Origin of the sequence: Pseudactinotalea sp. Z1739 (assembly GCF_049725055.1) — a bacterium.
Classification (GTDB): Bacteria; Actinomycetota; Actinomycetes; order Actinomycetales; family Beutenbergiaceae; genus CALKWS01.
Genome location: NZ_JBMPQA010000003.1, coordinates 276,092 through 289,446 on the forward strand (window position 1 = coordinate 276,092; position 13,355 = coordinate 289,446).

A 13,355-nucleotide genomic window follows, 5' to 3' on the forward strand; every position below is an offset into this window, starting at 1 on the left:
GCGGGGCTCGGAGAGGTTCTCCACAGCCGCTCCTGGCTATCCACACAGTCGCACCCGGCGCCCACTCCACAGCGTGGTCTCCGGACACCATGTCGCGATGGTTGCCAACACCCCCCGGATCCGGTTCACCTCCGATTACCCGCCCGGTGCGGTCGACCGGCTCCGCCGTCAAGGCGTACTGGTCAGGGTGCGACGCGGTGCGTACGCCGAGGCCGGTGCGTACGAGGACGGTCGCGTGAGCGAACTGCTGGCGCGGTGCCGGGCCGTCCACCGCGCCCTCCGGACCGCCTTCGCCTTCAGCCACGAGACAGCCGCCGCGCTGCACGGGATCCCGACGTGGTTGGAGCGTACGGACACGGTGCATATCCTGCAGACGTCCCACGCCGCCGGGAACCGTGCCCGGGACGTCATCCGGCACCGGGTTGTGGAGATGCCGGAGGCGGACCTCGAGCGGACGCTGGGCCTACCGGTGACCGGGCTGGACCGCACCTGCGTGGACTGCGCGCGTACCCAGCGACCCGGTCCCGCGCTCACCACAGCGGATGCGATCCTTCGCCGCATCGCGGGGACCACCCGGTTCGACTGGCCGGCATCGTCCGCCCGTGAAGCGCAGATCCGGGCCGCTTGGCTGAACAGGGTGGCGGACTCGGGGCCGGTCCGGGGAGTGGTACGGGCCCGCGCCGTGCTCAGCCATGCCGACGGCCGTTCCGAATCGGCGGCCGAGTCGCTGGTTCGCTGGATCGTGCTGTCCGCAGGGTTCACCGCACCCGACCTTCAGGTAGCGGTCGCCACGGAGTTGGGCACGTTCTATCCGGACCTGTTGTGGTCCGGTGCCGACGTTCATAGCGAGTGGCAGATGGTGGGACTGGAGTACGACGGGGTCGCCAAGTACACCCAAGGCAGCGACGTCTACGACGAGAAGCGCCGCGAGGACGCCCTGCGGTCGGTCGGATGCCTCATCGTGCGCGCCACTCGCGCCGACCTGAGTGATTCCCGTCGCCTGATCACCGATCTGCGCCGCCACGTGCGCACCTGCACGAGCCTGCCGCCCGAACGGCGCGGCCTACGCGAAGCGGCCTAAGCCCGGCCGATCACCGAGGACGAGCCTCGGCCCCGAGAGCGAGCCCCACAGCTATCGCCCTGGGTGGCAACGATCGCCCTCAGCGCCCGGGGCTGCGCACCGGCCGGAGGGGGGGATCGGGCGGGTCAACCGAAGATGGCCGGCAGTGTGGCGTGGTGGGCCTGCTCCAACTCGGCAATGGACAGACTGAACTGTCCGGCCAGATCCAGCCCCACGCCGTCGTCGCTCACACCCAGGCGCAGCACCGGCACGCCGTGCTGGGCGGCCAGGTCGATCACCGCATCGGCCTCGGTGGTGGCCACCAGCGCCCGGGCGGTGGACTCGGAGAACAGTGCCGTGGCCGCATCCACGCCGTCGCGCTCCAGCAGCGGCGCCAGGTCGAGCCGTGCCCCGACCCCGAAGCGAAGCACCGACTCGGTCAGCGACTGGATCAGCCCGCCCTGGGACAGGTCGTGGCTGGCGCTGACCAGACCCCGGCCCACACCGGCGATCAACACCCGGGCCAGCGCCTGCTCGGCGTCCAGGTTCACCGCCGGCGGCAGCCCGCCCAGGTGGGAGTGCACCACATCGGCCCACACCGACCCGGACAACTCGGTCGCGGTGGTGCCCAGCAGCAGGATCTCCTGCCCGGCCTCGGACCAGCCCGAGGGGACCACCGCGCCCACGTCGTCCAGGAGCCCGAGCACCCCGACCACCGGCGTGGGATGGATCGAAGCGTCGATGTGCCCCGGTGGCAGATCGGCGGACTTGGTGGAGTTGTACAGCGAGACGTTGCCACCGGTCACCGGGATGCCCAGGGTCAGGCACGCATCGGCAAGCCCGGTGATGGAGCGCACCAGTTGCCACATCGCGTCGGAGTCCTCCGGCGAGCCGAAGTTCAGGCAGTCGGTCACCGCCAGCGGCTGCGCGCCCACGGTGGCCACGTTCCGGTAGGCCTCGGCCAGGGCATGTTGGGCGCCCACGTAGGGATCGAGTTTGCTGAACCGCCCGTTGGCGTCGGTGGCCAGGGCCACCCCGAGCCCACTGGACTCGTCCACGCGCACCACACCCGCGTCGTCGGGCTGGGCCAGGGCGGTGTTGCCCTGCACGTACCGGTCGTACTGGTCGGTGACCCAGGACTTGCTCGCCAGGTTCGCGCTGGAGAGCACCGCCAGCACCTGCCCGCGCAGTTCGTTCGCGGCGGCCGGCCGGACCAGCGCCTCGGCGGCGTCGGCGTTCAGCCCCGCCTGCCACGTCGGTTCGGCGTAGGGACGGTCGTACACCGGGCCGTCATGGGCCACGGTGCGCGGGTCCACGTCCACGATCCGCTCACCGTCGTGGTCGATGGTGAGGCGTCCGGTGCCGGTGACCTCCCCGATCACGGCGGCCTCGACGTCCCAGCGCTCGGTGATGGCCAGGAACTGCTCCAGTTTCTCCGGAGCCACCACCGCCATCATCCGCTCCTGGGACTCGCTCATCAGGATCTCACCGGCGGTCAGGGTCGGGTCACGCAGCAGCACGTTCTCCAGGTCCACGTGCATGCCGCCGTCCCCGTTGGAGGCCAGTTCGGAGGTGGCGCAGGAGATCCCGGCGGCTCCCAGGTCCTGGATACCCTCGACCACCCGGGCGGCGAAGAGTTCCAGGCAGCACTCGATCAGGACCTTCTCCATGAAGGGGTCACCCACCTGCACGCTCGGGCGCTTGGCGGGCTTGTCCGCATCGAAGGTGGCGCTGGACAGGATCGAGGCGCCCCCGATCCCGTCGCCGCCGGTGCGGGCCCCGAACAGCACCACCTTGTTGCCCACGCCCTCGGCGTTGGCCAGGTGGATGTCCTCGTGCCGCAGCACCCCCACGGCCAGTGCGTTGACGAGCGGGTTGCGCTGGTAGGCGGCGTCGAACACCGTCTCGCCGCCGATGTTGGGCAGTCCCAGGGAGTTGCCGTAACCGCCGATGCCGGAGACCACGCCGTGCACCATCCGCTGGGTGTCGGGGTGGTCGGGCGCACCGAAGCGGAGTTGGTCCATCACCGCGACCGGCCGTGCGCCCATGGAGATGATGTCGCGCACGATGCCGCCCACACCGGTGGCCGCGCCCTGGTATGGCTCGACGTAACTGGGGCTGTTGTGCGACTCCACCTTGAACGTCACCGCCCAGCCCTCGCCGATGTCGACCACGCCGGCGTTCTGCCCGATCCCGACGAGCAGCCGCGCTCGCATCTCCTCGCTGGTTTTGGCACCGAACTGCGACAGGTGCTTCTTGGAGGACTTGTAGGAGCAGTGCTCGGACCACATCACCGAGTACATCGCCAGTTCCGCGGCGGTGGGCCGCCGGCCGAGGAGTGCGCGGATCTCGGCGTACTCCTCGGTGTTCAAGCCGAGTTCGGCATAGGGCTGGGTTGCCTCAGGGGTGGCCTCGGCATGGGCGACGGTGTCGGCGGTGTGCGTCAACGAAGGGTCCTCTACGTGGCTCGGGGCAACGCAACGTAATCTACCCTCGTCCGCCTGCGGGAACGCACGACGGCGGCGCCCGGCTCGCCGAACGGCGGCGGACGACGGCGGAGCCCGGGCTGGCAGAACGGCGGCGGACGACGGCGGAGCCCGGCCAAGCGGACGGGCCGGCGGACGACGGGGGTGCTCAGCCAAGCGGACCGGCCCGCGGCCGCCCAATCGGCTGGATCGGTGTACACCGGGCACCTCGCGGGTGAGGATGGAGGTATGCGCCTCGTCAGCATCGCCCTGGATCTGTTAGTGGTGCTTGCGTTCGCGGTCGCCGGGCGGGCCAGCCACTACGCCACGGTCACACTCACCGGTGTGCTGCAGACAGCCTGGCCCTTCGCCGTCGGGGTGCTGGTTGCCTGGGTGATCGCCGGGCGCACCCGGTGGGCGCTGCGCAGTCTGCGTTCGGGCCTGCTGATCTGGCCGATCACGTTGGCCCTCGGCATGGGGCTACGGTTGATGAGTGGCGAGGGTACGGCACTGGCGTTCGTCCTGGTCGCCACCGGTGTGCTGGGACTGGGGCTGCTCGGGTGGCGCGTCGTTGCGGCACTCCTGGTCCCGCGGGCACCGGGGGCGCGTCACGTATCGGAATCGGACTCCACTGGAGGAATCACATGAGCGAGCAGGAATCACGCGATCACGTTGAGCGGGGTCAATCCCTCGGGGATGCGAACCTTCCCGTTGAGGCCGCCCGCGACACCCAGAAGGTGCGCCGCGCCTTCGGTGAGGCGTACCAGGCCGATGGTGCCACGATCATCCCGGTGGCCAAGGTGATGGGTGGCGGTGGCATGGGCTTCGGCTCCGGGGGCGGCGACACCACCCACGCCCAGCACGCCGAGGGCTCCGGAGGCGGCGGCGGCTTCGGCACCCGCGTCAAGCCGTTGGGGGTCTATTCGGTTCGGGACGGGCAGGTCAAGTGGGAGCCGGCCATCGACGTCAACCGCGCGATCATCGGCGGACAGGCCCTGGTCACGGTGCTGATCGTGGCGTGGGCGTGCGTGCGGCGCGCGCGGCACAAGGCCCGCCGCTGGGACTACCTCTCGGCACGCGCGGCCGCCCGCGGCTGAGCACCACTCAGTCTCCGCGGGTCAGTTCGCCGGTGCACGGCGTGCAGACCACCGGCCGGGGGAGGTGGCTGAGGTCGGTGGCCGGCCCACCGGTTCGGGCGCCCCGACCCGCCCGGCGCACCGGGTCGGGCGCCGCCCTCGCCCTAGGGTGCCGCGGCGGTGAGAGCGCCGAGAACCGGCGCCAAGCGCTGGGCCATCAACTCATAACCCTCACCGTCGGGGTGCAGACCGTCGGGCAACAGGTGTGCCTCGTGCAAGCCCAGGATCTGCAAGCCGTCGACCAGGTGGACCTCGTCGTCGTCGGTTTGCAGCACCTGCACCACCTCGGTGATCTCGGCGCGCATCTGCTCCAGCGTCATCCCGGCGTGGTTGGGCGTGGCCTCCCGCTCCGGGCTGGCGATCGGGGTGATCACCGCGATCGGTGCGTTCGGGTGGGCGTCGCGGACCTGTTCGATGAAACCGGACACGTGCGGGGCGAAGGAGCGTTCGTTGAACGTCGAACCGCCGTAGATGTTGATGCCCAGGCACAGCGCGATCAGGTCGGCCGGGACCGCGGCGATGGTGCGGGCGGCGATCGGGTCCAGGTGGCACTGGCCCGAATATCCCAGGCAGGTCAGATCCCAGCCGTGGGACTGCGCCACCAGCGCCGGCCAGGTGCGGCTGGGTCCGTAGGCGGCCGAGCACAGCGTGATCGAACTGCCGTAGGTGGTCAGGCGCCGCCCGGGTTCGATCCGCTCCACCACCTCCGCATCATGGAGTTCCAACTCCCCGATGCGGGTCGGTCCGGCCTGCGGGAGCCACACCTGCACCTCATGGGCGCCCGGGGGCAGTGAGACCCGGACGTCGCTCACACCCACCGGAAGGTCCATCCGGGCGTGCAGTTCGCCGTCGACCACCACGTCCAGCAGCGCCGCGCGCTCGGTGGAGGAATACTCGATCGGCAGCCGCAACGCGCGGGCGTCGGTGCGGAACTCCGCCCGCACCCCGGTGGGCATCCGGGCGACCTCCAGCAGGGTGGGCGCATGGGCCCGCGCGGTCCGCTCCGGCAGCACCCGCCAGGGCTGCCACCACTGCGCTTCCGGCACCCAGCCCACCGCCCCGCGCCAGAACGGACTGTCGACGGAGGGACGCAGGATGCCGGCTTCGGTGCTCACGACCGGTCATCCTAGCCAGGCCGGGCGCGCGGGTGAGACCAGATCCGTCCCGTGCTGTCGGGGCTAGGACCCGGTGCCGGGCAGCACCAACTGGCCGATCGGTCCGGGGTTCACCGCGATCTCCCAGCGGTATCCGTCGGGATCGGCGAAGTAGCCGGAGTAACCGCCCCATTCCCGTCGCACCGCGTCCTGGATCGGGTCGGCGCCCAGTCCACGAGCGCGCGCGAGGATGGCGTCGACCTCCTCGGGGGTGGCCACGTTGTGCGCCAGCGTGATCGGCGGGGCACCCGCACCCCGGGCGATCGGACCGACCTCGGCCTCGAACGCACCGGCATCCCACAGGCTCAGCACCAGGTGCCGGCCGGTCCGGATCATCAGGACCTCACCGGGCACGTCCACTTCCGCCCGCCAGCCGAGCCCGTCCAGGTAGAAGGCTCGGGTGGCATCGAGGTCACGCACCGCCAGGGTGATGAAGCTGATCCGTTGGTCCATGACGGACACGATGCCACGGACCACCGACAACACCCCGGGAGCGGCGGCGCGCCGAGCGCAACCGCCGCGCCCCCGGGCTCACCGGTTCTGGAAGCGCTCGATCCTGCGGACCGCCGCGGTCAGTTCCTCCGGTTCGCCCGCGAAGGACAGCCGCACGAACTGGTCGCCGTTCTCACGGTCGAAGTCCACACCCGGGGTGATCGCCACCCCATCGGTCTCCAGCAACTGCGCGCACCAGTCCACCGACGAGGTGTAGCGCCCCATCCCCTCGGCCAGCCCGGCCCAGAGGTAGAAGGCCCCGTCCGCCGGGGCCACCGGTCCCCACCCGAGCCTGGGCAGTTCGGACAGCAGGGCCTCCCGGCTGCGGCTCATCTTGGCCACCCGGGCCTCGGCCTCGGCGTAGGCCGCATCGCTGAACGCTCCGAACGCGGCAGCCTGCGCCGGTGCGGGCGGGCAGAGGGCGACGTTGCCGGCCAGGCCCGCTACGGCGTCGAGCAGGTCCGGAGGCACCAGGGCCCAGCCCAGCCGCCACCCGGTCATCCCCCAGTACTTGGAGAAGGACGAGATCACCACCGACGTGGGCTGCGGGCTCACGTCCCAGGCGCACACGCCGTGAGCGTCGGGACCCCCGGCCCCGGAGTAGGTGATGCCGTGGTAGATCTCATCGCTGATCAGGCGCACGTCGTTGGTGCTGCACCAGGCATCCAGCGCGGTCAGCCGCTCCCGGTCGATCATGGTGCCGGTGGGGTTGGCCGGGGAGGCAAGCATCAGCCCGTCGATCCTGCCGTGGGCGGCCAGCACGTCGTCGAGCATCTGTGTGGTGGGCTGGAAGCCAACCTCCGGCCCACAGTCCAGGTCCACCACGTCGCAGCCCAGCACCCTCAGGATGTTCCCGTAGGCGGGGTAGCCGGGCCGCACCAGCACGACGACGTCACCTGGGTCGAACGCGGCCAGGAACGTCAGCATGAACGCACCGGAGGAGCCGGTGGTGACCACCACCTGCTCGGCATCGACCTCCATGCCGTACCAGCGCCGGTAGTGCCCGGCGATGGCCCGGCGCAGCTCCTGCAATCCCATCGGGGAGGTGTAACCGAAGTCCTGGGGGCTGACGGCGGCGTGCTCGCGCACCGCCTGCAGGGCGCCTCCGGAGGGTTCCCCGGCGCACAGGTTGATCACGTCCCGGCCCTGAGCGCGCAACCTGGCCACCTGGTCCAGCAGCATCATGACCTGGAAGGAGGGAACGGCTGATCGGGTAGAGGCTCGCATGCTCACACGGTACCCACGCATCGGCCGTGGGGCCCCCGCTCCGAGGGGCGCGAGGCCCGCGCTCGGGGTCTGTCGCCGCGTACCCGTGACGACGGGGGCCGGCTGTGCCAGGCTGGGCCGCATCAGGGAGGAAGGAGGGGGAGGTGGCCTCCGTCCGGTCCGCGCCGTCCCATCGCCAGGGACACCGCCACGAGATGCAGGCGACCTACCGGTACCTGCGCCTGGCCATCATCCTGCTCACCGCGCTGTTGCTGCTGAGTGTGGCCCTGCAGATCGGGGCGGACGACGGCGAGGTCCTCGCCTCGGTCAGTGCCTACTACTACACCCCCGCCCGGGACGTCTTCGTGGCCAGCCTGTGCGCGATCGGCACCTGCCTGATCATCCACCGCGGTCGAAGCGACACCGAGGACGTGCTGTTGAACTTCGCCGGTTACCTCAGCTTCATCGTCGCGTTCGTGCCGACCAGCCCGGCCCACGCCGTGGGCGCGGGCGGCTCCCGCCTGCCCGATGACCTCACCCAGGCCCTGACGCAGAACACCTGGGCCGTGCTGGCGGTGGTCCTGGTGGCCTTCATCCTGGAGCTCGTGGTGGTGCCGCAGCGGGAGCGTCACCTGCACAGCCGGGGCGGCCGCATCGTGCTGATCGCCGGCCTGCTGGCGTACCTGGGCCTGGCGGGGGTGTTCCTGTTCGCCCGCGACACCTTCCTGGCCTACGGTCACGGTGCCGCCGCGATCATCCTGTTCATCTGCGTGGTGGCCCTGGTGGGGATCAACGCCACGGCGTTGTCCCGTGCGCGCGCGGCCAACGGGATCGGGCGCCGCCGCCGGTGGGCGAACTGGTACTCCTTCGGCTTCGTGCTGATGATCGTGACCGTGGGAATGGTGCTCGGCCCGGTGCGGGTGGTGCTGCCGCAGTGGGTGTTCGTGCTCGAGGCCGCCTTGATCCTGCAGTTCATGGCCTTCTGGGTGACCCAGACCGTCGAGCGCTGGCACGCCCCGACCCGCCGCGCAGACTCCCTGGTGCCGGGCTGATCCTCACGGGTCCAGCACCAGGAACATCCCACCCATCAGCGGCCCCAGCGTGAACAGCGACAGAATCGCGGTAATGAGACCGATCGCGCGCTGGCGCCCGACGCTCAGATCCTGGGCGCCGACTTCGTGCAGCCGCCCGTCCCGCCGGTAGAGCTCGAAATCGTGGTGCAACTCCCCCAGCCGGCTTCCCTTGCCCGGTATCGCGTCCAGCACCAGCGGGGCCAGGGACATCGCTCCCACTCCGAGCACCATCAACCGCACGTGCGCCCCCACCCCACGATCGGTCATCTGCACCAGTACCACCGCAACGATCACGGCGAACGCGAACACCGTGCCGTACACCAGGAGGGCACGCTTGGGCGTTCGCACCATCCTGAGCAACCAGGGCACGTACGTCGGCCCCAACGCCCATCGCGCACCGATCCCCCAGGCCGTCCAGACGATCAAGTAGATGAAGAGCATGCCTGGTGTGACGCGTATAGACCGGCACTGGCGTCAGCGTCCCGATCCTGCCCGGTCACATCTCCTCGTGGGTGTTCGGGTCGCCCCCGAACCGGCGCCCGTCGGCACGGGTGAGCGCGCTGATAGCGGTGACCTCCTCCTCGGTGAGGGCGAATCCGGCCAGGTCCAGGTTCTGGGCCTGGCGGCCGGGGTCACCGGACTTCGGCAGCGGCTGTGCGCCCAGGTGAAGGTGCCATCGCAGGATCACCTGCCCCGGGCTGACGTCGTGACGCTCAGCGGCTGCGGCGATCGCGGGCGCGTCGAAGGGCACCGTGCCCTTGCCCAGCGGGCTCCAGGACTGAGTCAGCACCCCGCGTCCGACGTGATCGGTGCGCATCTGCTCCTGGGTGAAGTAGGGGTGCATCTCGATCTGATTCAGTGCCGGGGTCACTCCGGTGGCGTCGATGATCCGATCCAGGTGCCCGGTGGTGAAGTTGGAGACGCCGATGGAGCGCACGAGTTCACGCTCACGCACCTCCACCAGCGCCTCCCACGCCTGGACGTACAAACCCTGGCTCGGGTTGGGCCAGTGGATCAGCACCACGTCCAGGTAGTCCAGGCCCATGGTGCGCAGTGAGTCCTCCACGCTCCGCACGGCCTTGTCCTTGGCATGATCACGTCCGGGCACCTTGGTGGCCACGAGCACCTCGGCGCGGTCCAGGTCGCTGCTACGCACGGCCTTGCCCACCTCGGCCTCGTTGCCGTAGTTCACCGCGGTGTCCACGTACCGGTACCCGGCCTCCAAGGCGCTGCGAAAGGCGTTCAGGCCGTCCTCGCCGCGAAGCCCGCTGGTGCCGAACCCGACGGCGGGCAGTCGGTTGCCGTCATTGAGCGGGAAGTCCGCCAGTCCTGGTGAGTCCATGTCGGCTACGGTAGCGGGCCCGCCGCCGCATCGCGCTTCCTGCCACCGCGGTCCCCTGCGACCCTCCGCCGCCCGCGGGGCACGCGGCGCACCCGGCGTACGCGGCGCACGCGCTGAGAAACTCCTGGAGCGATCGCGCGGGCATGGCACGATCTAGGAGATGGAGAGCCTGCCCGACTTCTGGTTGCCCCGGCCGGAGGGGGCCACTGCCAGCAGCCGGGAGCGGTTCGAGGCGCTGTGGGAGCACGCACTCAGCCGGGGACCGGCCGATCCGGTGCCCTATCGGCTGGCGGAACCGAAGTGGCAGTTCCTCTGCCACATCGCTGACCACGCTGACGTCGTCCTGCATGGCTCACAGGATCCGGCGATCGAACTGTTCGAACCACGCAAGGCCGACGACGTCATCGAGTTCGGTGACCGCGCGGCCGTCTATGCCGCCACCGACGGGATCTGGCCGATGTACTACGCGATCCTCGATCGGGCACGGAACCCGATGTCCCTGACGAATGCCTGCATCCGCATCCAGGGTCCGTCCGGGGTGTGGAGCGAGATGGGACCGGCGCGCCGTTCGTCGCGGTCGTGATCGGCGCTCATCGTCTGCACCTCTTCCGGATGAGATCTCCCCGATTGCATGCGTTGCCGTTCATGCGCAGCACGAGAGCAGTGACGGGTCGGTGGTGAAGGACTTCGCGGCGATCCGGATGCCTTCGGTCATGGTCAGGTAGGGGGCCCAGGCGTCGGCGACTTCGGCGATGGTCTTGCCGAGCACGTGGACGCCTGCGGCGGCGAGTTCCCCGGCGTCCTTGGCGACGGCGGTGAGGCCGAGGATCTCGCTCGTATCGGCGTTCACGACGATCTTGATGAACCCGCGGGTGTCGCGGTTGATCACCGCCCGGGGCACATACTCCAGGGGCAGCACGCGGCAGTCGCAGCGGATCCCCGCGGCGACGACCTCCTTCTCGGTCATCCCGACCGCGCCGATCGCCGGTCCGGTGAACGTCACCCGCGGCAGATGGGAGTAGTCGACGGACCGGTCGGCGTCGGCGAACGCGTTCTCGGCAACGAGGGTGCCGTGGTGGGCCGCGACGTAGACGAACTCCGGGTGCCCGGTCACGTCGCCCGCGGCCCAGATCCGCGGGTTCGACGACTGCAGATGGTCGGAGACGACCACCTCGCCGGAGTCCCCGGTCTTCACCCCGACCGCATCGAGGTTCAAGCCGTCGGTGACGGGACGGCGTCCGAGGGCGACGAGCACCTGGTCGGCGCGGAACTCCTGCGAGCCGCCGGACACGTCCGCGGTAACCACGACCTGCCCGGTCGCCGCGTCCCGGGACACCCGGGTCGGCACCGCGCGGCGGACCACCCGGATGCCCTCGTCGGCGAACACCTCCTGCAGTGTCCGGGACACCTCCGGCTCCTCCTTCGACGCGAGCCGGGACCGCACCAGCACGGTGACGTGGGAGCCGAGGCGGGCGAACAGCTGCGCCTGCTCCAGGGCAACGTAGCCGCCGCCGAGCACCAGCATCGACTCGGGGACCTCGGTCAGGTCCATCGCCGTGGTCGAGGTCAGGTACCCGGCCTCGTCCAGGCCGTCGATCGGCGGAGCCCACGGCCGCGCACCGGTGGCGACCAGGTAGTGCTCGGCCTCGATCGTCTCGACCGCTCCGTCTGCGGCGGTGACCTCCAACACCGGCGCGTCCGGGGTGCCCGCGAACCCGGCGTCTCCCCGCCGGACGTGCCACCCGTATGAATCGGCGACGTCGGCGTACTTCTCGCCCCGCATCGTCTCGACCAACGCCTGCTTCCCGGCGATCAGCGCGGGCATGTCCACTGGGCCTGCCGTCGTCGCGATCCCCGGGAACCGGTCGGCGGCGTCGGCGGCGACGTGCCGTGCATCGGCGGCGGCGATGAGGGCCTTCGACGGCACGCAGCCCGTGTTCACGCAGGTGCCGCCGAGCGTGCCACGCTCGATCATCACCACCGACTTCCCGAGCATGGTCGCGCGAATCGCGGCGGCGAACGCTCCGCCGCCCGATCCGATGATGGCGAGATCGTACTTCGTAGGCATCGCTGCTCCCGTCAAGGCTTGGACTTCTGTTCCGTTTCAGCCATACTGGACCTTCCAGTGCAGGGGAAGGTCAAGCGTGGCCCCTGCCGAATGATCGGAGGCCGCAATGCGCATCGGAGAACTCGCCGAACGCGCGGGCACCACCTCGAAGACGCTCCGGTTCTACGAAGAGCAGGGACTGCTGCCCCCGGCCGACCGGACGCCATCCGGGTACCGCGACTACGCGCCCGACGCCGTCGCCCGGATCGACTTCGTTCACCGTGGCCAGGCCGCAGGCCTCACCCTCGCCCAGATCCGCCAAATCCTCGACATCCGCGACAGCGGCCACGCGCCCTGCGAGCACGTGCGAGACCTCCTCGACGCGCGCCTGGCCGAGATCGAGCAGCAGATCGCCCAGCTCACCGCCCTGCACGGCACCATCGCCGACCTCCGGCACGACGCCGCGCACCCGGACCCCGACACATGCAGCCCAGACCAGGTCTGCCGGTACCTGTAGAGGGACGCGGACCGAGAAAACGAGAGCCATAACACGAACATGCGCTACGAGAACCCGATGTACATGGCCGAGGACGCCGGGGCGGCGGACCTCATCGCCGGCGGTCGGCTGCAACTGGGCATCAGCCGCGGATCCCCGGAGCAGGTGATCGAGGGGTGGCGCTACTTCGGATATCAACCCCCGGAGGGTAAGACCGATGCGGACATGGCCAGGATGCACACCGAGGTGCTGCTGCAGGTGCTGACCGGTGAGGGCTTTGCCGAACCGAACCCCAGGCCGATGTTTCCCAACCCGCCCGGACTGTTGCGTATCGAGCCGCACTCACCCGGGCTGCGGCAACGGATCTGGTGGGGCGCCGGATCCAACGCCACAGCCGAATGGGCCGCCCAACTCGGAATGAACCTGATGAGTTCCACCCTGAAGGACGATGAGGACGGCCGTCCCTTCCACGTCCAGCAGGCCGCGCAGATCGAGGCCTTCCGCGCCTCCTGGGCCCACGCCGGGCACGAGTTCGAACCACGGGTCTCGGTCAGCCGGAGCATCATCCCGATCGTGGACGGTACCGACGCCCACTACTTCGGCGGCGAACGTTCCAGCAAGGACCAGGTCGGCATGATCGACGCCAGCACCCAGGCGATCTTCGGTCGGTCCTACGCCGATGAGCCCGACGCCCTGGTCGAGCAACTTCGCCAGGACGAGGCCGTCGCTGCCGCCGACACCCTGCTCATCACGGTCCCCAACCAACTGGGCGTGGAGTACAACACCCGCATCATCGAGAACCTGCTCACCCACGTCGCCCCGGGCCTGGGCTGGCGCTGACCGCGACCGAGCGCCCGCGCGACTTCCCTGGGCTGACCGACCCG

13 protein-coding genes and 1 pseudogene are annotated in these 13,355 nt (G+C 70.2%); 7 read left to right on the plus strand and 7 right to left on the minus strand.

Features of this window, described 5'->3' with window-relative positions:
- Nucleotides 1-97 precede the first annotated feature (97 nt).
- Nucleotides 98-1,081 (plus strand): type IV toxin-antitoxin system AbiEi family antitoxin domain-containing protein, encoded by a 984-nt coding sequence (locus ACO0LV_RS05705; protein WP_424786897.1) that lies wholly within the window; start codon nucleotides 98-100, stop codon nucleotides 1,079-1,081.
- 125 nt (nucleotides 1,082-1,206) lie between these two features.
- On the opposite strand, the gene purL is transcribed toward ACO0LV_RS05705, so the two are convergent.
- Nucleotides 1,207-3,507, minus strand: coding sequence for a phosphoribosylformylglycinamidine synthase subunit PurL (purL, locus tag ACO0LV_RS05710; protein ID WP_424786898.1), 2,301 nt, complete (start codon nucleotides 3,505-3,507; stop codon nucleotides 1,207-1,209).
- 267 nt (nucleotides 3,508-3,774) lie between these two features.
- Between purL and ACO0LV_RS05715 the strand changes: the two genes are divergently transcribed.
- Both ACO0LV_RS05715 and ACO0LV_RS05720 read left to right on the plus strand, forming a co-directional pair.
- Nucleotides 3,775-4,173, plus strand: a complete 399-nt coding sequence (locus ACO0LV_RS05715) for a DUF3054 domain-containing protein (protein WP_424786899.1) — start codon at nucleotides 3,775-3,777, stop codon at nucleotides 4,171-4,173.
- A complete protein-coding gene (locus tag ACO0LV_RS05720; RefSeq protein ID WP_424786900.1) occupies nucleotides 4,170-4,622 on the plus strand; it encodes a spore germination protein GerW family protein in 453 nt (150 codons plus the stop codon). The genes ACO0LV_RS05715 and ACO0LV_RS05720 overlap by 4 nt, the downstream gene beginning before the upstream one ends.
- Nucleotides 4,623-4,765: 143 nt before the next feature.
- Here the strand turns inward: ACO0LV_RS05720 and ACO0LV_RS05725 are convergent, their stop codons facing one another.
- The 3 genes from ACO0LV_RS05725 to ACO0LV_RS05735 form a co-directional block, all read right to left on the minus strand.
- Nucleotides 4,766-5,776 (minus strand): GDSL-type esterase/lipase family protein, encoded by a 1,011-nt coding sequence (locus ACO0LV_RS05725; RefSeq protein ID WP_424786901.1) that lies wholly within the window; start codon nucleotides 5,774-5,776, stop codon nucleotides 4,766-4,768.
- A gap of 63 nt (nucleotides 5,777-5,839) precedes the next feature.
- On the minus strand, nucleotides 5,840-6,268 hold the full coding sequence (locus ACO0LV_RS05730) for a VOC family protein (RefSeq protein ID WP_424786902.1): 429 nt from the start codon (nucleotides 6,266-6,268) through the stop codon (nucleotides 5,840-5,842).
- 78 nt (nucleotides 6,269-6,346) lie between these two features.
- Complete coding sequence (locus ACO0LV_RS05735) at nucleotides 6,347-7,534, minus strand: pyridoxal phosphate-dependent aminotransferase (protein WP_424786903.1); 1,188 nt, start codon at nucleotides 7,532-7,534, stop codon at nucleotides 6,347-6,349.
- Nucleotides 7,535-7,677: 143 nt separating this feature from the next.
- Between ACO0LV_RS05735 and ACO0LV_RS05740 the strand changes: the two genes are divergently transcribed.
- Nucleotides 7,678-8,565 carry a hypothetical protein gene (locus tag ACO0LV_RS05740; RefSeq protein WP_424786904.1) on the plus strand — a complete coding sequence of 296 codons (888 nt, stop codon included), beginning with the start codon at nucleotides 7,678-7,680 and terminating at the stop codon, nucleotides 8,563-8,565.
- Between the two features lie 3 nt (nucleotides 8,566-8,568).
- Here ACO0LV_RS05740 and ACO0LV_RS05745 read toward each other — a convergent pair whose 3' ends face one another.
- Nucleotides 8,569-9,027, minus strand: coding sequence for a hypothetical protein (locus ACO0LV_RS05745; protein WP_424786905.1), 459 nt, complete (start codon nucleotides 9,025-9,027; stop codon nucleotides 8,569-8,571).
- 55 nt (nucleotides 9,028-9,082) lie between these two features.
- A complete protein-coding gene (locus ACO0LV_RS05750) occupies nucleotides 9,083-9,928 on the minus strand; it encodes an aldo/keto reductase (protein WP_424786906.1) in 846 nt (281 codons plus the stop codon).
- Between the two features lie 160 nt (nucleotides 9,929-10,088).
- Here ACO0LV_RS05750 and ACO0LV_RS05755 point away from each other — a divergent pair, with 160 nt between their 5' ends.
- Nucleotides 10,089-10,511, plus strand: a complete 423-nt coding sequence (locus ACO0LV_RS05755; protein WP_424786907.1) for a hypothetical protein — start codon at nucleotides 10,089-10,091, stop codon at nucleotides 10,509-10,511.
- 60 nt (nucleotides 10,512-10,571) lie between these two features.
- Here the strand turns inward: ACO0LV_RS05755 and merA are convergent, their stop codons facing one another.
- Entirely contained in the window at nucleotides 10,572-11,996 is a 1,425-nt protein-coding gene (merA, locus tag ACO0LV_RS05760; RefSeq protein ID WP_424786908.1) for a mercury(II) reductase, read from the minus strand.
- 106 nt (nucleotides 11,997-12,102) lie between these two features.
- On the opposite strand from merA, the gene ACO0LV_RS05765 reads away from it, so the two are divergent.
- The gene (locus ACO0LV_RS05765) at nucleotides 12,103-12,492 is read left to right on the plus strand and encodes a heavy metal-responsive transcriptional regulator (protein ID WP_042529932.1); all 390 of its coding nucleotides are present in this window, start codon (nucleotides 12,103-12,105) and stop codon (nucleotides 12,490-12,492) included.
- 36 nt (nucleotides 12,493-12,528) lie between these two features.
- Nucleotides 12,529-13,311: pseudogene (locus ACO0LV_RS05770) on the plus strand (LLM class flavin-dependent oxidoreductase); the annotation flags it as partial.
- Nucleotides 13,312-13,355 lie beyond the last annotated feature (44 nt).